General features: G+C 60.3%; 18 protein-coding genes. 10 read left to right on the top strand and 8 right to left on the bottom strand.

The features are described 5' to 3' along the window. Nucleotides 1–55: 55 nt before the first annotated feature. Together BM174_RS05200 and BM174_RS05195 are read left to right on the top strand one after the other, a co-directional pair. Nucleotides 56–640 (top strand): DUF1285 domain-containing protein, encoded by a 585-nt coding sequence (locus BM174_RS05200; protein WP_093922783.1) that lies wholly within the window; start codon nt 56–58, stop codon nt 638–640. Nucleotides 641–655: 15 nt separating this feature from the next. Further along, complete coding sequence (locus BM174_RS05195) at nt 656–1,411, top strand: hydroxypyruvate isomerase family protein (protein WP_093922782.1); 756 nt, start codon at nt 656–658, stop codon at nt 1,409–1,411. Nucleotides 1,412–1,484: 73 nt separating this feature from the next. On the opposite strand, the gene polA is transcribed toward BM174_RS05195, so the two are convergent. The 3 genes from polA to BM174_RS05180 form a co-directional block, all read right to left on the bottom strand. Continuing rightward, nucleotides 1,485–4,283 (bottom strand): DNA polymerase I, encoded by a 2,799-nt coding sequence (gene polA / locus BM174_RS05190; protein ID WP_093922781.1) that lies wholly within the window; start codon nt 4,281–4,283, stop codon nt 1,485–1,487. Nucleotides 4,284–4,418: 135 nt separating this feature from the next. Next, nucleotides 4,419–5,009, bottom strand: a complete 591-nt coding sequence (locus tag BM174_RS05185) for a TIGR02117 family protein (RefSeq protein ID WP_093922780.1) — start codon at nt 5,007–5,009, stop codon at nt 4,419–4,421. A 56-nt stretch (nt 5,010–5,065) separates the two neighbouring features. Next, entirely contained in the window at nt 5,066–5,245 is a 180-nt protein-coding gene (locus BM174_RS05180; protein WP_093922779.1) for a zinc-finger domain-containing protein, read from the bottom strand. A 222-nt stretch (nt 5,246–5,467) separates the two neighbouring features. Between BM174_RS05180 and gpmI the strand changes: the two genes are divergently transcribed. Genes gpmI through BM174_RS05165 form a run of 3 tightly spaced genes read left to right on the top strand, consistent with a single transcriptional unit; the run spans nt 5,468 to nt 9,460 of the window. After that, on the top strand, nt 5,468–6,994 hold the full coding sequence (gpmI, locus tag BM174_RS05175) for a 2,3-bisphosphoglycerate-independent phosphoglycerate mutase (protein ID WP_093922778.1): 1,527 nt from the start codon (nt 5,468–5,470) through the stop codon (nt 6,992–6,994). Then, on the top strand, nt 6,991–8,121 hold the full coding sequence (locus tag BM174_RS05170; RefSeq protein WP_093922777.1) for a murein hydrolase activator EnvC family protein: 1,131 nt from the start codon (nt 6,991–6,993) through the stop codon (nt 8,119–8,121). The genes gpmI and BM174_RS05170 overlap by 4 nt, the downstream gene beginning before the upstream one ends. Before the next feature lie 4 nt (nt 8,122–8,125). Continuing rightward, nucleotides 8,126–9,460 carry a S41 family peptidase gene (locus BM174_RS05165; RefSeq protein ID WP_093922776.1) on the top strand — a complete coding sequence of 445 codons (1,335 nt, stop codon included), beginning with the start codon at nt 8,126–8,128 and terminating at the stop codon, nt 9,458–9,460. Nucleotides 9,461–9,594: 134 nt separating this feature from the next. Here the strand turns inward: BM174_RS05165 and BM174_RS05160 are convergent, their stop codons facing one another. The 4 genes from BM174_RS05160 to ilvD all read right to left on the bottom strand — a co-directional run bounded on the left by BM174_RS05160 (nt 9,595) and on the right by ilvD (nt 13,185). After that, nucleotides 9,595–9,966 carry a hypothetical protein gene (locus BM174_RS05160; protein ID WP_093922775.1) on the bottom strand — a complete coding sequence of 124 codons (372 nt, stop codon included), beginning with the start codon at nt 9,964–9,966 and terminating at the stop codon, nt 9,595–9,597. Between the two features lie 11 nt (nt 9,967–9,977). Continuing rightward, complete coding sequence (locus BM174_RS05155; RefSeq protein ID WP_093922774.1) at nt 9,978–10,751, bottom strand: DUF6478 family protein; 774 nt, start codon at nt 10,749–10,751, stop codon at nt 9,978–9,980. A gap of 111 nt (nt 10,752–10,862) precedes the next feature. Beyond that, on the bottom strand, nt 10,863–11,438 hold the full coding sequence (locus BM174_RS05150; RefSeq protein ID WP_093922773.1) for a hypothetical protein: 576 nt from the start codon (nt 11,436–11,438) through the stop codon (nt 10,863–10,865). Next, complete coding sequence (ilvD, locus tag BM174_RS05145) at nt 11,419–13,185, bottom strand: dihydroxy-acid dehydratase (protein ID WP_093922935.1); 1,767 nt, start codon at nt 13,183–13,185, stop codon at nt 11,419–11,421. Before ilvD ends, BM174_RS05150 begins: the two co-directional genes overlap by 20 nt. Nucleotides 13,186–13,345: 160 nt before the next feature. Between ilvD and BM174_RS05140 the strand changes: the two genes are divergently transcribed. From BM174_RS05140 to BM174_RS05120, 5 genes are all read left to right on the top strand, one after another. Beyond that, on the top strand, nt 13,346–16,456 hold the full coding sequence (locus tag BM174_RS05140) for an ABC transporter transmembrane domain-containing protein (RefSeq protein ID WP_093922772.1): 3,111 nt from the start codon (nt 13,346–13,348) through the stop codon (nt 16,454–16,456). Continuing rightward, a complete protein-coding gene (locus BM174_RS05135) occupies nt 16,453–17,352 on the top strand; it encodes a CPBP family intramembrane glutamic endopeptidase (RefSeq protein WP_093922771.1) in 900 nt (299 codons plus the stop codon). The genes BM174_RS05140 and BM174_RS05135 overlap by 4 nt, the downstream gene beginning before the upstream one ends. 59 nt (nt 17,353–17,411) lie before the next feature. Continuing rightward, nucleotides 17,412–18,365: an acetyl-CoA carboxylase, carboxyltransferase subunit beta gene (accD, locus tag BM174_RS05130; protein WP_093922770.1), complete on the top strand. Its 954-nt coding sequence runs from the start codon at nt 17,412–17,414 to the stop codon at nt 18,363–18,365. After that, on the top strand, nt 18,362–19,636 hold the full coding sequence (locus BM174_RS05125; protein WP_093922769.1) for a bifunctional folylpolyglutamate synthase/dihydrofolate synthase: 1,275 nt from the start codon (nt 18,362–18,364) through the stop codon (nt 19,634–19,636). The genes accD and BM174_RS05125 overlap by 4 nt, the downstream gene beginning before the upstream one ends. 104 nt (nt 19,637–19,740) lie before the next feature. Further along, nucleotides 19,741–19,944: a hypothetical protein gene (locus tag BM174_RS05120; protein WP_093922768.1), complete on the top strand. Its 204-nt coding sequence runs from the start codon at nt 19,741–19,743 to the stop codon at nt 19,942–19,944. 43 nt (nt 19,945–19,987) lie between these two features. Here BM174_RS05120 and zapE read toward each other — a convergent pair whose 3' ends face one another. Continuing rightward, nucleotides 19,988–21,046 carry a cell division protein ZapE gene (zapE, locus tag BM174_RS05115; RefSeq protein ID WP_093922934.1) on the bottom strand — a complete coding sequence of 353 codons (1,059 nt, stop codon included), beginning with the start codon at nt 21,044–21,046 and terminating at the stop codon, nt 19,988–19,990. Nucleotides 21,047–21,078 lie beyond the last annotated feature (32 nt).

Genomic DNA, 21,078 nt, shown 5'->3' with positions numbered 1-21,078 from the left:
TGGGTTATATTGGTTGAGTGTAAGTGTATCGCGCGCAGAGGAAATGGCAAAAGCTATGAGTGGACAAAAAACCGTTACCCCGACTGCCGAAGGCCTGATTGCCTCTGCCAAAGCCGCCAAAACGCGCGGATTGCCGCCGTTGGAGAAATGGAACCCGCCGTTTTGCGGCGATCTCGACATGCAGATTAAACGCGATGGCACGTGGTTCTACCAAGGCACGCCTATCGGGCGGATCGGATTGGTAAAATTGTTCGCGTCGATTCTGTGGCGCGAAGGCGATGATTACTTTTTGGTCACGCCGGTCGAGAAAGTCGGCATCACGGTCGAGGACGCGCCATTTGTCGCTGTCGATTTCAATGCCAAAGGCACGGGCCGCGACCAGAGCCTGACCTTCGAGACCAATCTGGGCGATATCGCGGTTGCCGGCCCTGATCATCCGATCCGCGTGGTGCGCGACCCCGATACATCCGAGCCATCGCCCTATGTGTTGATCCGTCGCAACCTTGAGGCGTTGATTGATCGCAAGAGTTTCTACCGTCTTGTCGATCTGGGCTGCCATCATGAGGGTTGGTTTGGCGTCTGGTCCGGCGGAGAGTTCTTTGGCATCATCCCGTCCGATGAGCTGCCCGCTGACGCGTGAAAAGGTGCCTGCCAGATGAAGCCTGCTGCCAACCTCTCACTGCTCTGGCCGGAATTGCCCTTTCTGGAGCGCTTTAACGCAGCAGCTGCGGCCGGGTTCAAAGCGGTTGAAGTGTTGTTTCCCTATGATGTGCCCGTGCCCGAGATCCAAGCCGTTCTGCGCGCCAACGGGCTGCAGATGATCCTGCTAAACGCGCCGCCGCAGACCGATACGGGGCGCGCGCGGGGCTTTGCCGGGACCCCGAACGGTGAGGCACAATTCGAGCAAGACATCTGCCATGCCTTTCGTTACGCGCAAGCACTGGGCGTGTCTTTCATTCATGTGATGACCGGAGACAACGCTGGCCCCGCCTGCCTGCCCACACTGATCCGCAATCTGACGTGGGCCGCGCGAGCAGCACCGAAGGGTATTACCCTCACGTTGGAGCCGCTTTGCGAGGCCACTATGCCCGGGTATTTCATGAACGATTACGTGCTGGCGGCAGAGGTTTTAGCGGCAGTGGACGCGCCGAATTGCGGGCTGCAATATGACAGCTTTCACGCGCAGATGATTCACGGCGATGCGGTTGCAACATATGAGAAGTACCGCTCGCTTGTTCGCCATGTCCAACTCGGCGATGCGCCGGATCGGGGCGCGCCTGCGACCGGAACTGTGAATTTTCGCGAACTGTTTCACATGATGCGCAGCAGTGGCTATGACGGTTGGGTCAGTGGCGAGTATCACCCTGGCGGGCCGACCGAAGATACCTTGGGCTGGATGAAGTTGGCCTGACGCTGATGAGCGGGTGCCGATCTAATATTGCACTACTTAAGCGCTTTGTTCTGCGCGGCTGGGCGCAAGGCGCTTAATGCGCCTCGGCCCAATTTTTGCCCTGCCCTGCATCCACAGTCAGCTTCACCGCGAGCTTCACCACTGGATCATTGGCGTTTTCCATGACCTCGCGGGCGGCGTTGATCAGCGCCGCCTCATGGCCTTCATCGACTTCGAAAAGCAATTCATCGTGCACCTGCAACAGCATCCGCGCGGGGAGATCGGCAATGGCGGCTGGCATGCGGATCATCGCACGGCGGATCACATCCGCCGCCGTGCCTTGGATCGGTGCGTTGATCGCGGCGCGCGCGGCGAAACCTGCTTGCGGCCCCTTGGCACCGATATTGGGCGTGTTGATCTTGCGCCCGAACAGCGTCTGCACATAGCCGTGCTCTTTTGCAAAAGCCTTGGTGTCATCCATATAGGTGCGAATGCCGGGGAAACGTTCGAAATAGCGGTCGATAAACCCCTGCGCCTCGGCCCGCGGAATGCGCAGGTTGCGCGCAAGGCCGAAGCCCGAGATACCATAGATGACACCAAAGTTGATCGCCTTGGCGCGACGGCGGATGTCCGGCGTCATGTCCTCCATTGGGACATCAAACATCTCCGACGCGGTCATCGCGTGGATGTCGTCGCCCCGCGCAAACGCCTCCTTGAGCGCCGGAATATCCGCGATATGGGCGAGGATGCGCAGCTCGATCTGCGAGTAATCCAGTGCCACCAGCGTCTTGCCTTGTTCGGCTACGAAAGCCTCACGGATGCGGCGACCTTCCTCCGAGCGGATCGGAATGTTCTGCAAGTTCGGATCGGTAGAGGCCAAGCGTCCGGTCGAGGCCCCCGCGATTGAATAGCAGGTATGAACGCGGCCCGTGTCCTTGTTGATATGCTCCTGCAGCGCATCGGTATAGGTCGATTTCAGCTTCGACAGCTGCCGCCAGTCCAAAATGCGCGCGGGCAATTCATGCAGCGTTGCCAAGTCCTCCAGCACATCGGCACCAGTTGCATAGGCCCCCGTTTTGCCCTTTTTACCGCCCTCCAGCGCCATTTCGTCAAACAGGATTTCACCAAGCTGCTTGGGCGAGCCCACGTTGAATTTGCGTCCTGCCAGTCCGTAAATCTCGTCCTCCAACGCCGCCATCTTTTGCGCAAAGGCATTGGACATCCGGCTCAGCGTATCGCGATCGACCTTGATGCCAGATCGTTCCATCTGCGCCAGCACCGGCACCAAGGGTCGTTCCAGCGTCTCATAGACTTGCGTCACCCCGACCTTGTGCAACTGCGGTTTGAACACTTGCCACAGACGCAACGTGATATCGGCATCCTCAGCGGCGTAAGGCACGGCTTCATCCAGCGGCACCTTGTCAAAGGTCACGGCAGACTTGCCTGCCCCCAGAAGTGGTTTGATCGGGATCGGCGTATGGCCCAGATAACGTTCGCAAAGCGCGTCCATACCGTGGTTATGCAGCCCGGCGTGCATGGCATAGGACATCAGCATCGTATCGTCGATCGGACCCACGGTGATGCCCAACTGCGCGAAAACTTTCAGGTCATACTTCATGTTCTGACCGATTTTCAGGATTGCCGGATCCTCCAGCATCGGGCGCAACATCTCCAACACCTGTTCGACCGGCATCTGCCCCTCGGCCAGTTCATCCGAGCCAAACAGATCATCGCCACGGCTCGCCTTGTGAATTAGCGGAATATAACAGGCCTGTCCGGCCTCGACCGCAAGCGAGATACCCACCAGTTCACAGATCATCTCGTCAAGACCAGTGGTCTCGGTATCCACCGCGACATAGCCGAATTCGTAAATCCGGTCGATCCAACGCTGCAAGGCCGCCGCATCGCCAACCCTCTCATAGCTGGCCGTGTCAAAGGCCACCTCGGCCACCTGCGGCGCATCGGCGATTGCGGGCGTGTCGGCAATCGCAGGCGCATCGCGTCCTAACACCTCGGCCACGCGGCGCGACAGGGTGCGAAACTCCATCTCCGCCAGAAACGGCAGCAAGACATCGGCATCCGGTTCGCGTACTTCCAGATCATCAAGGGTGAAATCCAGCGGCGTCTGTTCGTCCAGCAACACCAAACGGCGGCTCAAACGAATCTGCTCGGCATGATTGATCAGCGTCTCGCGCCGCTTGGGCTGCTTGATCTCGCCCGCGCGTTCCAACAGACTTTCCAGATCGCCATACTCATTGATCAACAGCGCTGCCGTCTTGATCCCGATGCCTGGCGCGCCGGGCACGTTATCAACCGAATCCCCTGCCAGCGCTTGCACATCGACAACCCGCTCGGGGTACACACCGAACTTTTCGAACACGCCTTCGCGGTCGATGCGCAGGTTCTTCATCGCGTCCAGCATCTCGACTCCGCCACCGACAAGCTGCATCAAATCCTTGTCGGAACTGATGATCGTACAGCGCCCGCCCGCGGCCCGCGCCTGCACCGCCAGCGTCGCAATGATATCGTCGGCCTCAAAGCCTTCCTTCTCCTTGCAAGCGATATTGAACGCCTCGGTCGCGACCCGTGTCAGCGGCATCTGCGGGCGCAAATCCTCCGGCATTGCATCGCGGTTCGCCTTGTAGAGGTCGTACATATCATTGCGAAAGGTATGGCTACCCTTGTCAAAAATCACCGCCGCATGGGTCGGCGCATCATCGCCCTTGTTGTCCTGAATCATCTTCCAGACCATGTTGCAAAACCCTGCCACAGCGCCAATCGGCACCCCGTCGGATTTGCGCACCAAAGGCGGCAGCGCGTGAAAAGCGCGGAAAATAAACGCCGAGCCGTCGATCAAATGCAGATGGTGGCCTTTGCCGAATGTGCCTGACATAAAATCGCGCTCCTTTTGCTTCGCGTTCCTTTTGCCACGCCGCGCCCCGCGCTGCCAGTCGGGTTTCGCATGGGCTTCGGTTTCATTTGGCCGAAAAACTCACCGCGGAGCGTTCAAGCCGCGCGGCATGCGCCCTCAGCCCGATTGATAAAGCCAATGTGAAAGCCGCACTGCCCCCGGCACCGGCGTCCACAGGCCAAAGCGCAATCCCGCTGCGCGGATCATCTCGCCGACCCAGACATTGCAGGTCCGCGTCAGGTCAAACCGCCCGCGTGCGGGATAGAACAGATCAAAGGCGTGATAGCCCGCCAGCGGCGGACCTGCGTCAAAGCTGTTGCGGATCGCTAGCAGAAAACGTGCGTATTGCGCGTCGTCCATGCGCAGCACTTGCACCTCCAGCCCGTCATTTAGCGCGCCGACAATATCCATCCGCATCACCGAGTTATCGCCCAGCACACTGCGCCAGATCGCGGTGCTATTCAGCTCGCGGTAGGTCGGTACGCTCGTATAAAAAGCCTCCCCGCCCCAGCCGGCCACCAGCCACTGGGCATCAGGGTGGTCGATTGCAAAACCGCTATCGCGCAAGTTGCTGAAAGCCGTGCGGGTCTTATCGTCCAAGGGGAGCAAAAAGTCATAATGGATCGGGCCGCGTACCAATAGTACTTCGTGGCGACCAATGCCCTCGCTGGCACCCGAGGGCACCACAGCGCCCGCCAAGGCGAGCATTAGGTAAAGTACCGGAAGGGCCAGAAGCCCAAGGACCAAGCGCCGGAGCAGAAGCCTCAGACTTTGCCCTCATACTCGACATGCACAAATTTGCAGTCGCAATAGCCGCATTCGACCCAGCCCAGATCCATTGGTATCTGCAACCAGACGCGCGGATGGCCCAAGGCGCCCTCGCTGCCGTCACAGGCAACGCGCCATGTGTTCACGATGCGGGTTTCGGGCGCTTTGATGGTCATGAGGGATGTCCTAGGTTGACGCGGGCTGGGCCTGTTATGCCCAAACCCCGCCAGCGGGACAAGTCCCCGCGCTGCGCATGACCACGGCAATTTTCGCCCCCTCCAGCCCCAACCCCAAGCCGCCGCCCGCGCATAATCGCGCGTTTAAAGGAAAACGGTTCACCCCGACGTGCGCACGCGGTAAGGAGACGGTAACAAAAGACCCGCCGGAGCAGCCAGTCAATGACCCCACCGAAGCCCGTGATCCTGTGCATCCTCGATGGATGGGGTCTCAGCGAGACGCGCGACGGCAATGCGCCGCTGTTGGCCAAGACGCCAACGGTCGACCGGATCATGCAAAACTGCCCCCATGCCACGCTGATCACCCATGGCCCCGATGTCGGTTTGCCGCGCGGCCAGATGGGCAATTCCGAAGTCGGACACACCAATATCGGTGCGGGCCGTGTGGTGGCGATGGACCTCGGCCAGATCGACCTCGCCATTGAAGACGGCAGCTTTTTCCGCAACGCGGCGATTTGTGATCTGATCGCCAAGTTGCACGCCAATGGCGGCACCCTGCATCTGATGGGCGTGTTGTCGGATGGCGGCGTCCACGGCCACCTCAACCACACGATTGCCGCAGCACAAATGGCCGACAAAGCAGGCGTCAAGGTCGCGGTCCATGCCATCACCGATGGCCGCGACGTCGCGCCACGCTCGGCGTTGGACTATCTGGAAACCGCACAGAGCGATCTGCCCGAAGCCGCCCGCATCGTAAGTGTTTCAGGCCGCTATTTCGCGCTGGACCGCGACAACCGCTGGGACCGCGTGCAGCTGGCCTATAATGCGATGGTGCATGGTAAGGGCGAGGCCGCAGCCACGCCTGCCGAAGCGATCAACGCCGCCTATGCGCAGGACGTCTCCGACGAGTTTATCCGCCCCGTGGTGATCAACGGGTTCGAGGGCATCCAAGACGGCGACGGGGTATTCTTCCTTAACTTTCGTGCCGACCGCGCCCGCGAAATCCTCTCCGCCATCGGCGAGATCGGTTTTGAGGGCCAAGACGATTTTGACACTGGAAGACGGCCCGAGCTTGCAGGCCTTCTGGGCATGGTCGATTATTCCGCAAGTCACGCGATCTTTATGACCACAGCATATCCTAAACAGACGATCGCCAATGCGCTGGGGGCATGGGTTGCACGCCACGGGCTGCGCCAGTTCCGGTTGGCCGAGACCGAAAAATACCCGCATGTGACTTTCTTTCTGAACGGCGGCAATGAGGCCCCCGAAACCGGCGAAGACCGCAGCATGCCGCGCTCGCCTGATGTGGCAACGTATGATTTGCAGCCCGAGATGTCTGTGGTTGAGGTCACCGACAAACTGGTTGCTGCCATCGGGCAGGGCTATGATCTAATCGTGGTGAACTATGCCAACCCCGATATGGTCGGCCACACCGGCGATATTGCCGCCGCCATAGCCGCCTGCGAGGCGGTGGATGCAGGTCTGGCCCGCGTGATCGAGGCGCTGGAAGATGTGGGTGGCGCCATGGTGCTGACCGCCGATCATGGCAACTGCGAAATGATGATTGATCCCGAAAATGGTGGGCCGCACACCGCCCATACGCTCAATCCGGTGCCGGTGGCGCTGATTGGCGGGCCGGAGGGGGCAGAGCTGCGCGATGGCCGTCTGGCTGATCTGGCCCCGACCTTGTTGCAGTTGATGAACCTGCCGCAACCGGACGAGATGACCGGAAAGTCGTTGATCCTATGATTTACAGGCTGCTCCTCTTGCTGGCATTGATACCCGCTGCGGCTGCGGCGCAGAACGAGGCTGCGACGGTCGCCCGTGCCGCAGCAGCCGAACTTGAAGCGGCCTCGCAGCAGCTGGACGCCGCCGAAGGCGCGCGCGACAGGGTCAAGGCGTTGACCCAGACCATTCAGGCCTTTGAAAAAGGGCTGGGCGCAATGCGGGCAGGCCTGCGCCAAGCCGCCATAAACGAAGCACAGCTGACCAAGAAATTGCAATCGCGCGAAGCCGAAGTCGGCCAGCTGTTTGGCGCGCTGCAAAGCATTGGCGGCAACCCGTCGCCTGTGTCCTTGCTGCATCCCGATGGCCCGCTGGGCACCGCACGCGCAGGGATGTTGCTGGCCGAACTAACGCCTGCACTGAACGCGCAGGCCGACGGGCTGCGCCGCGATCTGGAACAGATCCAAACCCTGCGCACCCTGCAAAACGATGCCGCAAGCCGGCTTCAAGAAGGTCTGTCAGAAATCCAGAACGCCCGCACCGCGCTCAATCAGGCGATGGCCGAACGCACTGATTTGCCGACCCGCTTTACCGAAGATCCGGTGCGCACCGCGATCCTGATCGCCTCCACCGAGACGCTTGAAGGTTTCGCCAGCGGTCTGGCCGAAATGGCCAGCGATGCGATCGAGCCCGCGCCGATCAATCTCGACGGTCAGGTCGGCAGCCTGCCGCTGCCCGCCCAAGGTCTGGTGCTGCGCCGCGCTGGTGAGGCCGATGCCGCTGGGGTGGCACGCGCCGGCATGGTGCTCGCCACCCGCGCCCGCGCCATCGTCACCAGCCCTACCGCCGCCACGATCCGCTACACCGGCCCCTTGCTTGACCTTGGCAATGTCGTAATTCTTGAACCGCAGGCCGATACATTGTTTGTATTCGCAGGGTTGGATGTGGTCTATGGAACCGCCGGGCAGGTGATCGCGGGCGGCACACCAATCGGGCTCATGGGCGCCGGGCCGGACGCAAACAACGCCACATCTTCACCCAATCGTGAAGGCACTGGCACTGACCGCTCGGAAACGCTCTATATAGAGGTCAGGCAAGACAACACTCCCCAGGATCCGATGGACTGGTTCCGCACCGACAAGGATGGATAACAGGATGAAGAAATTCGTGATGGCAGCCGTGGGCGGCACTTTGGCCGGAGTGGTTGCAACAACCCAGATCGCGGGCCCCCTGCTGGCGCAGGAGCAGGTTAAATCAACCAGCGTGTATGAACAGCTTGATCTGTTCGGAGACATTTTCGAACGCATTCGTGCGCAATACGTTGAGGAAGTCGATTCCAGCGAGCTGATCGAGGCGGCAATCAACGGCATGCTGACTTCACTCGACCCGCATTCCAGCTATCTCTCCCCAAAAGATGCTAGCAAGATGCGCGAACAAACGCGCGGCGAATTTGGCGGCTTGGGCATTGAAGTCACCCAAGAGGACGGCTTTGTGAAAGTGGTCTCGCCAATTGATGGCACCCCCGCCGCCGAAGCGGGTATCGAAGCGGGCGATTTTATCACCCATGTCGACGGCGAAACCCTATTGGGCCTCACGCTTGACGACGCGGTGGAAATGATGCGCGGGCCGGTCGGGTCCGAGATCGTGATCACCGTGGTCCGCGAGGGCGAACCCGAACCCTTCGATGTGACCATTACCCGTGACACAATCGAACTCACCGTGGTGCGTGCCCGTACCGAAGGCGACACTGTGGTTCTGCGGGTCTCAACCTTTAACGAACAAACCTACCCAAAACTGAAAGAGGCGATTGAGGCCCAAGTCACCGCTGCTGGGGGCATGGACAAGGTCAACGGCTTCGTGCTCGACCTGCGCAACAACCCCGGCGGCTTGCTCAATCAGGCCATCGCCGTGTCGGATGCCTTCCTTGAGGAGGGCGAGATCGTCAGCACCCGGGGTCGCGACCCTGCTGACGGGGATCGCGTCAACGCCACACCGGGCGATCTGACCACAGGCAAACCGATGGTTGTGCTGATCAACGGTGGCTCGGCGTCTGCGTCCGAGATTGTCGCCGGTGCCTTGCAAGATCACCGCCGCGCGGTCGTAATCGGGACCAAAAGCTTTGGCAAAGGCTCGGTTCAGACGGTGATGCCACTACGGGGCAATGGCGCGATGCGCCTGACCACCGCACGCTATTACACGCCGTCGGGCCGCTCCATTCAGGCGCTCGGTGTCTCGCCCGATATCATCGTGTCACAGCCGCCAGTGAAACCAGTGGAAGACGAGAATGATACACTCGCCCGTCCGCTGCGCTCCGAAGCCGATCTGCGCGGCAGCCTGAACAACGACAGCCTGACCGAAGACCAGATCAAGCAGATCGAAGACGATCGGGCAAAGGCAGAAACCGCCGCCAAACTGCGCGAGGAAGACTACCAACTCGCCTACGCTATCGACATCCTCAAAGGTCTGTCGGCACTCGGCCCAAAGAACTGATCCTCTGATCCAACGACCAACGGGGTCCGCCATACCAGCGGACCCCGTTTGCGTTTGGTTCATTTCATTTGGCCAGTTAAACTCTGCGGGAGTGTGAGGGGGCAAAGCCCTCTCATCTATACAAGTCTGTCGGTTTAGCTGGTTTCGAGGCAATGCCGCCGGAATGCCCGCTTGAGCATATCAAGCTCGGCGCGCAACAGATCCATTTCGGCGCGGATATCCCCGCCCAGATCTTCGCCCGCCAGCAGCGTCACATGGCCGATCAGGTCGCCCGCAACCTTGTCGCGGATCAACAGGGTCTGCACCCCGTCGGCAATCGCGTCTCGCGGTACCGGCACCGAGAGGATCCAGCGCTTTTCCTGCGGATCCTGCACCAGTTTTACTTCGTCCAGGACCTTGCCTTGATGGGTCACCTCGACCTGCGGCACACCGCTGACTGATTGGGTCACGATCCCTTCCCATACGCCCTGTTGCATCTTGGTCTTGGTCAGTTGCAGCGTGCTCATACCGGCAGTCCTCAGATTTGTGCGCGCGGGCGGCGCGAGAAGGTCAGATCGCGCAGGATAACTTGATTCATCTGCGGGCCTTCAAAGATCAGATCAATCCACGCCCGTTCCACCAGCTTTTCGTTCAGGTTGGAATAGGCGAGGTCGAATTCCACGCGAATGTTCTCTTCGTTCAGGGGCAGTTCGCGGACAATCTGTTCGGTGTTGGGTCCGTGTTTGATGTTGAGGCGCGCGAAAATCTCCAGCGGTTTTTCCATCTCGACGATGGCATCCATCCGCAGCAGGTGATTGCGTTTCAGCCCTTTGATCGCGGTGTCTGGCAGGTCGATGACCAGCGACAGGAACGACCCGTCAAATTTGAACACGTCCATGCGCAGCCCATAGGCGGCGAGATCTTTTTCGCGCAGGTTGCGCAACTGGCGCAGGGTCAATTCGGAGAAGTCGCAATCGTGAAACAGCGTCACCTCACTGCCCAGCATCGATTTGGTTTTGACCGAACTCAGCCCCGGCATCGGCAGCGGGCCGCGCCACAGTTCGGGCCGCCACGCCCAATCGGCGTTATGCGGTTTGGGAAAGCTCGACGAGCCGATCATCGGCAATGCCAGTCGTTCGTCCGCGATATGCAAAAGCCTGTCGAGATGCGTTTTCAATTGCCGAGCGCGGCTGCGCTGACGCCTCAGGGCCGGAAGGTCAGTGGTGCCTGCCTTGCGCGCGGCAATCGCCCAGCGTCTGATCTGGCTTGCGTAAAGCTTGCCATCTAGAAAGCTCTCCCCGAATTTGGACATATGCGCTCTGCCTTTGGTTTTTGCCCAGTCTAGCCACGCGGTGCGTTTCGTTCAAACGATTAGGCAAGAATTTCGGGGATCATGCGGGCGGGTGCGATCTGAGAAGCAAAATTAGTTAGCCGCGATGGTCCGGGCGATAAGTTCGCGTACAATGTCGCGGCCTTCGTCTGACTGCGCCCGGCTGTCGGGTGGACCATAGAGTGCGACGCCGAGGATGAAGCCGCCCGCACGCGCCGTCCCGCGCCAGTGGCGGGGGTCGAGCCCCGCGACGGGCACCGGGCCTTCGGCGCGATACAAGATCATGTCTTTGGCGTCCGACGGGTTTGAGACCTTGACCAGATTGGCGGCCGTGGCGGTCTGGGCTGGGGTAGGCAGCGGTGCGCTCGCTGCGGCTTCCAGTAGGCTGACGGTGATCAACGCAACCGGTGCCCCGATAGAGGATGAAGCCGGTGCGCCGAGCGCATCGCAGCGCGCCATCAAGGCAAAACGCGGTTTAATGCTGCTGCGGTCGATGCAAAAGCCCTGCGGCGGCACCAAGGTCACCGCACCTTTGGCAAGGGCGACCCGCCCAAGTGCCTGAGGTTCGCCCGCGTCAACGGCGGGCTGCCCCAAGGTCGTGGCATCGCAGGCGCCCAAGAAACCAAGCGCCAGCGATGCGATGAGGGCCTTACAGGTCCATGTAGTCATGTGTTTCCACCTTGGCGCCGGGATGGGTCACCGCCCCCAGATAAGTCGGGCCGACAAGCTGGGCGTACTTCCAAAGCGCGCCGCTGGCGTAGTTGGTCGGACGCGGTCCGGCCCATGCCTTCTTGCGCTCTGCCAGTTCGTCATCGGTCAGATCGACACTGATCGAGCCTTTGATTGCATCCAGCGTGATCATATCGCCATTTTTCAGCAGGGCAATCGGCCCGCCATGCGCGGCTTCGGGGCCGACATGGCCGACGCAGAAACCACGGGTCGCGCCGGAGAAGCGACCGTCAGTGATCAGCGCCACCTTCTTGCCCATGCCCTGACCGGAAAGGGCCGCCGTGGTCGCCAGCATTTCGCGCATGCCGGGGCCGCCTGCGGGGCCTTCGTTGCGGATCACGAAAACATCGCCTTCGGAATAGGCGCGGTTCTGGACGGCTTCAAAGGCATCCTGCTCACATTCGAACACCAGCGCGGGGCCGGTAAAGACGATATGTTCTTCGGCCATGCCCGCGATTTTCACGATGGCACCTTCGGGGGCAAGGTTGCCCTTGAGGCCGACAACGCCGCCGGTTTTGCTGATCGGGGTCTCGATGGCATGGATCACCTTGCCGTCGGCTTCGCGGGTGATTTTGTCGAGCTCTTCGCCGATGGAATACCCCGAAGCGGTGATGCAATCCGCGTGCAGCAGGCCCGCCTTGCGCAATTCCTTCATTACCACAGGGATGCCGCCCGCGTCATAAAGGTCTTTTGCCACATGCGACCCGCCGGGCTTCATATCGACGAAATAAGGAGTGTCGCGGAAGATTTCGCAGACGTCGTCGAGGAAAAAGTCGATGCCCGCCTCATGCGCCATCGCGGGCAAGTGCAGACCGGCGTTGGTCGACCCGCCGGTGCAGGCCACAACACGCGCCGCATTTTCAAACGCTTCACGGCTACATACATCGCGGGCGCGAATGTTCTTTTCGATCAGGTTCATCACCGCAGCACCAGAGGCCACGGCATATTCATCGCGCGATTCGTAGGGCGCTGGCATGCCCGACGAGTTGAGCAGCGCGAGGCCGATCGCCTCGGACACGCAGGCCATTGTGTTGGCGGTGAACTGGCCACCGCAAGCACCGGATGTAGGGCAGGCGACGCGTTCCAGAATATCCAGTTCGGCCTCGGTCATGGAGCCGTTCTGCCAGTTGCCGACGGCTTCGAACATGTCTTGCACAGTCAGGTCGCGGTTGGCGAATTCGGCAGGCACTTTGGCGCCTTCAGGCACTTTGCCCGGCAGGATCGACCCGCCATACAAGAACACAGAGGGTACGTTCAGACGGATCATCGCCATCATCATACCGGGCAGGGATTTGTCGCATCCGGCAAGACCCACAAGCGCGTCATAGCAGTGGCCGCGCATGGTCAGCTCAACTGAATCGGTAATGGCTTCGCGTGAGGCCAGCGAGGAGCGCATGCCCTCATGGCCCATCGCGATGCCGTCGGTCACGGTGATCGTCGTAAATTCGCGCGGTGTGCCTTGCTCACGCTTCACGCCGATTTTTACGGCCTGTGCCTGACGGTTCAGCGAGATGTTGCAAGGCGCGGCTTCGTTCCAGCAGGTCGCCACGCCGACCAGCGGCTGGTGGATTTCCTGTTCGGTCATGCCCATCGCATAGTAATAGGACCGGTGCGGCGCGCGTGCGGGCCCTTCGGTTACGTGTCGGCTGGGCAGTTTCGATTTGTCAAAGCGCTGGTTAGTGGACATCTGGGCCTCCGCGAAATTCGTGTCTGTAACGGCATAGTCGTGCAAACCAAGTGCTGCAAGCGTCAAGGCGGCATGTTGTAAAGCGGCGATGCTGGGCTTAGGTTCGCCCAACCCCTCCGAAGGTCGGCTCCGTGCCCGCCCCCAAGCGAAAGTCCGGTGCATGGAACCCAGCCTGTTTTCCTTCATCTGGAAATACTCGCGGCGCGAACAGCTGGTCTTGCTGGCCTTTACGCTGTTCACCTTCCCGTTCCTCTATGTGACGCTTGAACTGCCCAAACGCATCATCAACGATGCTATCGGGGCCAAAGACGCGGTCATTGACCTGTTTGGCACCGAAGTCACTCAGGTGCAGTTTTTGTTTGTGCTGTGCTTTGCCTATCTGGCGGCGGTCTTGGTGCACGGCGTTTTGAAAATGCGGTTGAACACCATGAAGGGTGTGTTGTCCGAGCGGCTTTTGCGGCGGTTTCGCTATCAGTTGATCGACCGGATGATGCGTTTCCCGCGCAGCTATTTCCAAACCACTTCGCAAGGCGAATTGGTCAGCATGGTCACCTCCGAGGCCGAGCCGATGGGCGGGTTGATGGGCGATTTCGTCGCCCAGCCAGTGTTTCAGGCGGGACAGATGCTGGTCATCGTGGCGTTTTTGTTTGTGCAAAGCCCGTGGTTCGGGCTGGCTGGGGTGGCGCTGATCCCGCTGCAGGCATGGCTCATTCCGGTGCTGCAACGGCAGATCAACCAGTTGAACAAAGCCCGCGTGATCGAGGTGCGGGCGCTCTCTGCCGAGATTGGCGAGACAGCGGCGGGCATTGCCGATCTGCGCACCAATGGCGGCTGGCGCTACCGCTTGGCGCAGTTCACCGACCGGCTGGGGCGGCTCTTTGATATCCGTTTCCAGATTTACCAAAAGAAATTCTTCATGAAGTTTCTCAACAACTTCATTACCCAGCTCACGCCGTTCTTCTTTTATGCTGTGGGCGGTTATCTGGCGATCAAGGGGCAGATCACCGTGGGGGCGCTGGTGGCGGCGCTGGCCGCCTACAAGGATTTGTCGAGCCCGTGGAAGGAGCTGTTGGACTACTACAACCAGACGCAGGATATGGGGTTGCGCTGGGACGTGGTGACTGAACGGTTCGCGCCGAAAGGCATGGTCGACGAGGCGCTATTTGCAGGCGTGCCCGAGAGTATTCCGCGACTCGACGGCGATGTCGAAATGATCAACGTCTCGGTGCGCAATGCCGACGGCAACATGCTGCTTGAGGATATCAGTCTCCACATCCCCCAAGGCGCGCGCGTCGCCATCGAGGTGCCCGTGCAATCGGAGCGCACCGCGCTGGCCGAAGTGCTCACCCGTGAAGTAATGCCGGCACGGGGGCGCATCGAAATCGCAGGCCGCGATCTGGCAACCCTGCATCAGGCAGTGCTGGCCGCGCGTATCGGATATGCCGCCGCGCAGCCCTATCTTTTTCAGGGCAGTCTCGGCGATAACTTGTTGATGTCGCTCAGGACCGGTCCGACGCTTGAGCCAAAGGGCAGCAAGACCCGCTTTAGCCGCAATTTGCTGGAGGCCTACCGGACAGGCAACAGCCGCGAAGACCCCACCGCCGACTGGCTTAATCCTGCATTGGCGGATTTTACCGAAGCGACCGAGGTCGGCGACTGGTGGTTCCGTCTGACCGAAGCGATGGGCAATGCCGAAATGGTCTTCCGCAACATGCTGACCATGCAGGTCGACCCCGAGCGTCATCCCGACCTGACCAAACAATTGGTGGCGCTGCGCGACGAGGTTCATGACAAGCTGGTAGCGCGCAGGTTGAACAAGGTTGTCTATCGATTTGACCCCGACCGGTTTAACCCTGCCGTGCCTTTAGGCAGCAACCTGATGTTCGCCTCGCCGATCCGCAGTATCAGCCAGCAGGGCTTGGCCGCACAACGGGCGTTTCTGGGGATGGTAACCGAACAAGGCTTGGCCGAGCAGGGGATCGCGATCTCGCAGACGCTGGTGGAAACCCTGCACCAGACCTTTGGCATGGACGGCACCGGACATCCCTTGTTCACCGCCCTTGGCATCGAAGAGGAGCTTTACGAGCAACTGGTCGATATCGCTTCGCGCCGCCGCGACAAGGGCGACGGCGCGTTGACCCAAGAAGAGTTCGCGCTGCTGCTGACCGTGCCTTTTGCCTTTACGGCCGAACAGTTTGGTCCGGCATTTCCCGACAGCTTTAAAGAAGAGATTTTGCGTATTCGCCAGACCAGCGGCGCCAGCCTGCGGGCGCGGGTCAGCGATATGTTCGTGCCGATTGCACCAACCACTTATCTGCCGCGCCTGACGATACTGGAAAACCTGCTTTATGGGCGGGTGTCTTCGATGGCGGGCGTGCAGTCCGATCTGGTAATAGATGCGGTCTCCGAGGTGCTTGAGGCGCATGGGCTACAACAGATGATCTCGGCCCTCGTGTTCGATCTGCCGACAGTGATCGGCGGCACCAACCTGCCAACGCTGGTGCAGGAACGTGCTGCATTGGGGCGTGCCGCGCTCAAACGTCCTGATGTTTTGATTTGCAACCAGCTGTCCAGCGGCCAGAACGCCGAAGCGCAGGCCAAGCTGCGCGACCGACTCAGTGATTTGCTGCCCAAGACCACGCAAATTTACCTGCGCGACCGCTTTGAGAAGCCCGAAGAGTTCGACATGCATGTGGTGGTGCGGGGCGGACGGATTGACGGTCTGCACGAAGCCGAAGATCCCGTCGAGGACGAGGCTGCCTCAACCGATCTGCGGCGCAAGCTGCGCATTCTTGCCCGCAATCCGCTGTTCGGCGGTTTGGACCCGCGCAGCCAACGCTTGTTAGCCTTTTCGGCGCAGTGGTATCGCGCTGAGCCGGGGCAGCGTGTGTTCTCCATAGGGGACCGGCCTGATGCGGTTTATCTATGTCTGTCGGGGCTGGCAGAACTGTCGTGGAATGATCTCGACGGGATGCCGCATCATGTCTCCGACGTTGAGCCGGGGCGAATGATCGGTGATCTGGCCATCATTCTGGACGAGCCGCGCCAGTTGGACCTGACCGCCCTTGAGGACGTGCAGTTCTTGCGCATCGGTGCGGAGGAATTTCGTGCTGTGATGGAGAGTGACCGGACCATGTTGCTCAGCTTGCTGCACACAGTGGCGGGGCATCTGACATCTGTTGCGGACCTGCTGCGCGAGGCCAAGATCGCCCTGCCACGCGAGGTTAGCGTGCGTAACCGTGCCCACTCCGCGCCGGAGCGGCGGCAATGATCTCGCGGCCTGATTACCGCGCCCACGAAGATTTTGTCGCGCCCGCCCGCCCCAGATCAGCGCTTTGGCAATTTGCGCTGGGGTGTTTGTTGACGGTTATTGGGTATGTCGCGCTGAACCAGTTGTTCTTCCAAACAGTCTATAACTTTGTCGGGCCGCAGGATGTTGGTCTTTATGATCAGTTGCTGACGGGGCGGACCGTGGCGGCGATGTTTATCCTGTTGTTCAGTTTTGTGTTTATGACGGTGGCAGTCGGCGTCGCCGTGCGGGTAATACACAAACGCTCTGCACGCAGCTTGCTGGGGCCGCGGGCGCTGTTTGTGCCGCAGTTTACCGCCGTTTCGCTGATGATGGTCGGGTTGGCGGTGGTGCTGTTTGTGTTGCCGCCTTGGGATATGGGCGGCGAGTTGACGCTAAACATGCCGGTCAGCCGCTGGGCGGTGCTGTTGCCGTTCTCGCTGCTCGCCGTGCTGGTGCAAGTCAGCGCCGAGGAAATCGTTTTTCGCGGCTATGTGCAGCAGCAACTGGCGGCGAGGTTCCGCTCTCCGCTGGTGTGGATGGTGCTGCCCTCGGTGCTGTTTGCCCTTGGCCATTACCTGCCCGATTCAGCCGGTGACAATGCGATTCTGATCGCACTTTGGGCGGGGATTTTTGGCATGATGATGGCCGATCTGACCGCACGATCCGGCTCTCTCGGCCCCGCAATTGCCCTGCATTTCTGGAACAATGTCTCGGCGATCCTGTTTATTTCGATGCCGGATGACCTATCCGGTTTGGCGCTGTTTCTGGCGCCATTCGGCCTTGGTGATGCGGCGGCGATCCGCGACTGGTTACCAGTGGATTTCATGCTGATGCTGGTCGGCTGGCTGGCCGCAAGGCTGGCAATACGCCGTTGATTGCAATTTCTTCCGCTGCGGCTTATCTCAGGGGCAACTAGCGGCATCAGGAACCTCATATGAACTGGATCACGAACTACGTCCGGCCCCGGATCAACTCGATCTTTTCGCGTCGCGAAACGCCGGACAACCTGTGGACCAAATGCGATGAATGCGGCACCATGCTGTTTCACCGCGAAGTGTCCGACAACCTGAATGTCTGCACCAACTGCGGCCATCACATGCCGATCACCCCGCGTGAACGGTTCAAGGCGCTGTTTGACGGGGGTGTTTTCTCCGAAGTCAAAGTGCCCGCGCCGACGGTTGATCCGCTGCATTTCCGCGATCAAAAGAAATACCCCGACCGCCTGAAAGCTGCGCAGAAATCGACCGGCGAAGCCGAAGCGATGCTGGTGGCCACCGGCGAGATGGGCCGCACGCCGATCGTTGCTGCCTGTCAGGATTTTTCCTTCATGGCCGGATCAATGGGCATGTATGTTGGCAACGCGATCATTGCTGCCGCACAAGAAGCTGTAAAGCTCAAGCGCCCGCTGATCCTGTTCTCAGCTGCCGGTGGCGCGCGGATGCAAGAAGGCATCCTGAGCCTGATGCAAATGCCGCGCACCACGGTCGCCGTGCAGATGCTCAAGGAAGCGGGCCTGCCCTATATCGTCGTGCTGACCCACCCGACCACAGGCGGCGTTACCGCGAGCTATGCGATGCTGGGAGATGTGCATATTGCCGAGCCTAACGCGCTGATCTGCTTTGCCGGTCCTCGGGTGATTGAACAAACCATCCGCGAAAAGCTTCCCGAGGGCTTCCAGCGCGCCGAATATCTGCTGGATCACGGGATGCTGGACCGCGTCACCCCACGCACCGAGCTGCGGGACGAGCTGATCAATATCACGCGGATGTTGCTCGGCCTGCCGCCAGCCGTGCGGGGAGATTTGCCTGCGCCGGCTGAGGGGGGTGATCTCGATCACGCGCTGACCGAGAACAAGCAGCCCGCCGCGAAGCCAGTCGCCAAGAAATGAGCGAGACAACATCCGACGCCATCCTTGAGCGGATGATGGCGCTGCACCCCAAGATCATCGATTTGACCTTGGACAGGATGTGGCGGCTGCTGGAGGCGCTGGGCAACCCGCAGGACAACCTTCCGCCAGTGATTCATCTGGCGGGCACCAATGGCAAAGGCTCCACGCAGGCGATGATCCGCGCGGGGCTAGAGGCCGCGGGCAAGACCGTTCACGCCTATACCTCGCCGCATCTGGCGCGTTTCCACGAACGCATCCGGCTGGCCGGAGAGTTGATCGACGAAGACGCGCTGAGTGCTGTACTCGATGAATGCTATGCCGCCAACAATGGCGAGAGCATCACCTATTTCGAAATCACCACCTGCGCCGCGATCCTTGCGTTTTCCCGCACTCCTGCGGATTACGTTCTGCTTGAGGTCGGCTTGGGCGGGCGGCTGGATGCTACCAATGTGGTGGCGAAACCGGCGTTGACGGTGATCACGCCGGTGTCCCTGGACCACCAGCATTATCTTGGCGATACGCTAACCTTGATTGCAGGCGAAAAGGCGGGGATCATCAAGCGCGGCGTGACTTGCGTTGTCGGCCCGCAGGCCGAAGAGGGCATGGACGCGATCGAAGCAAGGGCGCAAAAACTGGGCGCGCCGCTGCTCGCCTATGGTCAGCAGTGGCATATCGCGCCCGAGGCCGGACGCATGGCTTTTCAGGACGAGACCGGCCTGCTTGACCTGCCGCTGCCCAAGCTGCCCGGACCGCACCAGATCATGAACGCAGGGGCAGCCCTCGCGGCGCTGCGCCACTTCGGGGTTGATGCCGCGGCCTGTGAGGCAGCGGTGACCCAAGCCTATTGGCCCGCCCGCATGCAGCGCCTGAAAAACGGCCCGCTGATTGATATAGCAGGTACTGCGCAGCTTTGGTTAGACGGCGGTCACAACCCCGCAGCGGGCGAGGCGTTGGCCGCAACATTGTCGGGCGGCGCATCGCAACCGGTGCACCTGATCTGCGGGATGCTCAACACCAAAGACATCGCAGGATACCTACGGCCCTTGGTGCCCTATGTCGTCAGCTTGCACGCCGTCTCCATCCCCGGAGAGGCGAATACATTACCCGCCAGCGAGACGGCAAAGGCCGCCCGTTCTGTGGGAATGACCACTTTCGAGTCCGCAAATGTCGCCGGGGCGCTACGCGATATCGTCGCGGGCGATCCAGGCGCGAAGGTGCTGATTTGCGGGTCGCTTTACCTTGCTGGCAACGTGTTGCGCGAAAACAGCTAAGCTACGATATTTCGCTCCCCCCGCTGCTCTGGACGCCAAATATGGTGTAAACCAAATCGTAATCCTGACGCGTCATGTTGGCGTGATAAAAGGAGAGATTGTGGATGAGCATTATGAGCGGACAAACAGGGAAATTTGCGTCAACGCCAGAGGTGGAAATCGTGTCGAGCAAGTCACATCTTATTTTTGTGGCCGTCGGCATGTTGATCGTTATTGGAGGACTTTGGGTCCTGTATAATTTCGATGCACCGTACCATCCGGAAATCCCCGTAAGCGACAGCCAGCAGTTCCAGATCTCGGATTCTTGATCTGCGTCAATAGTGGCGGGCCCTTAGGGTGGCCAGCAGCGGCCTAGCTGCCCCAACCGTCGGATTGCATCTCGCGCAGCCGTGACGCCGTGCGTTCAAACTCAAAGGTGCCTTCGCCTTCAAGGTAAAGCATCTCGGGCTTGGCCGCCGCCGAGCAGACCAGCCGAACGCGCGCCTCATACAGCGCGTCAATCAGGGTCACAAAGCGCTTTGCTTCGTTGAAGTTGGAGCGGCCAAGGCTGGGGATATTATCCAGCAGCAACACCCGCACGGCGTCGGCAAGGGCCAGATAGTCCGCCGCACCCAGCGGTCTGCCGCAAAGCTCGTGAAAACTGGCGCGGGCCATGCCGTTGCGGAATGCGGGGATCTCTACCTCGCGGCCTTTCACGTGGAGGGTCAGCGGGGTGCCAGCACCGCCGGCCAGATCATCCCAAACGGCATTCATCGCCGCGCGGCTGTCGTCGTTCACCGGCGTGAAATAGACCTGCGAGCCTGCAAGACGGTCCTGTCGGTAGTCAGTCGGACTGACCAGCTCTTGCACCACCATATGATCCTTGATCAACTGGATGAACGGCACAAAGACTTCGCGGTTGATGCCGTTTTTATACAGATCATCCGGCACGCGGTTTGAGGTTGTGACCACCACAACGCCTGCTGCAAACAGCGCCTGAAATAGCCGTCCGACGATCATCGCATCAGTGATGTCGCTGATTTGCATCTCGTCAAAAGCCAGCAGGCGGACCTTTTCCGCCACATCGGCGGCAACAGGCGCGATGGCATCATCCACCCCGGTCTTGCGGGCCTCATGCATCGCCGAGTGGATCTCTTGCATGAAAGCGTGAAAATGGACGCGGCGCGCCGGGATACCATCCAAGCCCTGCACAAACATATCCATCAACATGGATTTGCCGCGCCCGACGCCGCCCCAAAGATAAAGCCCCTTCGGCGGTTCGGGCGCCTTGCGAAACAGGGATTTCTTCACGGGCCGCTCAAGTGCTTCGCGAATGCGGTCAAATTCACCGATCACCGCTTCTTGGGCGGGGTCGGCCTGCAGGACGCCATCGGCGATCTTACGGTCATAGCTTTCGCGCAGAGTTGTCATGGCGGTGATGTAGCGTGCCGCACCTGCATTGG

Origin of the sequence: Sulfitobacter brevis (genome assembly GCF_900112755.1) — a bacterium.
Classification (GTDB): Bacteria; Pseudomonadota; Alphaproteobacteria; order Rhodobacterales; family Rhodobacteraceae; genus Sulfitobacter; species Sulfitobacter brevis.
Note: the sequence above shows the minus strand (reverse complement) of the source record. Positions and strands in the feature narration are given on the sequence as shown.

What these genes read in the sequence shown, in the direction of transcription:
- BM174_RS05200 (WP_093922783.1), top strand. Translation starts at nt 56, where the DNA reads ATGAGTGGACAAAAAACCGTTACCCCGACTGCCGAAGGCCTGATTGCC.
- BM174_RS05195 (WP_093922782.1), top strand. Translation starts at nt 656, where the DNA reads ATGAAGCCTGCTGCCAACCTCTCACTGCTCTGGCCGGAATTGCCCTTT.
- polA (WP_093922781.1), bottom strand. Translation starts at nt 4,283, where the DNA reads ATGTCAGGCACATTCGGCAAAGGCCACCATCTGCATTTGATCGACGGC.
- BM174_RS05185 (WP_093922780.1), bottom strand. Translation starts at nt 5,009, where the DNA reads ATGCTCGCCTTGGCGGGCGCTGTGGTGCCCTCGGGTGCCAGCGAGGGC.
- BM174_RS05180 (WP_093922779.1), bottom strand. Translation starts at nt 5,245, where the DNA reads ATGACCATCAAAGCGCCCGAAACCCGCATCGTGAACACATGGCGCGTT.
- gpmI (WP_093922778.1), top strand. Translation starts at nt 5,468, where the DNA reads ATGACCCCACCGAAGCCCGTGATCCTGTGCATCCTCGATGGATGGGGT.
- BM174_RS05170 (WP_093922777.1), top strand. Translation starts at nt 6,991, where the DNA reads ATGATTTACAGGCTGCTCCTCTTGCTGGCATTGATACCCGCTGCGGCT.
- BM174_RS05165 (WP_093922776.1), top strand. Translation starts at nt 8,126, where the DNA reads ATGAAGAAATTCGTGATGGCAGCCGTGGGCGGCACTTTGGCCGGAGTG.
- BM174_RS05160 (WP_093922775.1), bottom strand. Translation starts at nt 9,966, where the DNA reads ATGAGCACGCTGCAACTGACCAAGACCAAGATGCAACAGGGCGTATGG.
- BM174_RS05155 (WP_093922774.1), bottom strand. Translation starts at nt 10,751, where the DNA reads ATGTCCAAATTCGGGGAGAGCTTTCTAGATGGCAAGCTTTACGCAAGC.
- BM174_RS05150 (WP_093922773.1), bottom strand. Translation starts at nt 11,438, where the DNA reads ATGACTACATGGACCTGTAAGGCCCTCATCGCATCGCTGGCGCTTGGT.
- ilvD (WP_093922935.1), bottom strand. Translation starts at nt 13,185, where the DNA reads ATGTCCACTAACCAGCGCTTTGACAAATCGAAACTGCCCAGCCGACAC.
- BM174_RS05140 (WP_093922772.1), top strand. Translation starts at nt 13,346, where the DNA reads ATGGAACCCAGCCTGTTTTCCTTCATCTGGAAATACTCGCGGCGCGAA.
- BM174_RS05135 (WP_093922771.1), top strand. Translation starts at nt 16,453, where the DNA reads ATGATCTCGCGGCCTGATTACCGCGCCCACGAAGATTTTGTCGCGCCC.
- accD (WP_093922770.1), top strand. Translation starts at nt 17,412, where the DNA reads ATGAACTGGATCACGAACTACGTCCGGCCCCGGATCAACTCGATCTTT.
- BM174_RS05125 (WP_093922769.1), top strand. Translation starts at nt 18,362, where the DNA reads ATGAGCGAGACAACATCCGACGCCATCCTTGAGCGGATGATGGCGCTG.
- BM174_RS05120 (WP_093922768.1), top strand. Translation starts at nt 19,741, where the DNA reads ATGAGCATTATGAGCGGACAAACAGGGAAATTTGCGTCAACGCCAGAG.
- zapE (WP_093922934.1), bottom strand. Translation starts at nt 21,046, where the DNA reads ATGACAACTCTGCGCGAAAGCTATGACCGTAAGATCGCCGATGGCGTC.